This window comes from Streptomyces hazeniae, assembly GCF_031845485.1.
Taxonomy (GTDB): domain Bacteria; phylum Actinomycetota; class Actinomycetes; order Streptomycetales; family Streptomycetaceae; genus Streptomyces; species Streptomyces hazeniae.
This window is the reverse complement of record NZ_JAVREQ010000093.1, coordinates 1-596: the sequence shown is the minus strand read 5'-3', so window position 1 is coordinate 596 and position 596 is coordinate 1. Positions and strand designations below refer to the sequence as shown.

Annotated in this window: 2 protein-coding genes; one reads left to right on the top strand and one right to left on the bottom strand. The window is 58.4% G+C overall.

Annotated features, from left to right (window positions below; all coding sequences use genetic code 11):
- Positions 1–294, bottom strand: a 294-nt coding sequence (locus RM572_RS28750) for a hydantoinase/oxoprolinase N-terminal domain-containing protein (protein WP_311676302.1), incomplete at its 3' end; no start/stop codon positions are given.
- A 112-nt stretch (positions 295–406) separates the two neighbouring features.
- Here RM572_RS28750 and RM572_RS28745 point away from each other — a divergent pair.
- A partial coding sequence (locus tag RM572_RS28745) for a hypothetical protein (protein ID WP_311676301.1) occupies positions 407–596 on the top strand: 190 nt, incomplete at its 3' end.

The following is a 596-nucleotide window of genomic DNA, read 5'->3' as shown; positions in this document are numbered from 1 at the left end:
CTCCAGGATGTCGCGGAACCCCTCGCTGCACACCATTGCGGCGGCTGGAAAACGACGGGTGATCAACGCGTTGGTCGCCACTGTCGTGCCGTGCGAGAACAGGGTCACCGCTGAAAGATCGATACCGGCTGAACGCACACCGGCAACGACCGCTTCCATAGGGTCGTGCGGGGTAGACGGCACCTTGGCAACGCGCGTGCTCTGGTCACGCTCGTCGAAGATGCACACGTCGGTAAACGTCCCACCCACGTCGACAGCAACACGAAGCGTCTTCGTGGCTGTGTTCTGCTTCATTGGCAAGCCTCCTCTGGTGAAGTGTGGTCAAGTATTGAGCTGCACTAATCCAGAGCGAATTGGAGACAGTGAGAGTCATCTACACTCATCTTGGAGTTTTTGACTGTTCGGGGTGAGACTGCTGGAACCTGTGCAAAAAGACGATTTCCGTCTTGTTGATCTGCTGTTGGATCAGTCGCTCGGCCTTGCCCTGGTGAGCGACTGCAATCCGCACGTACCACTGTCGGGCGCGCATGCGATCGAGATCGCCCATCCGTCAGAGTGGCTGCAGCCGGGAACAGTGATGCTGACGACGGGTTCGC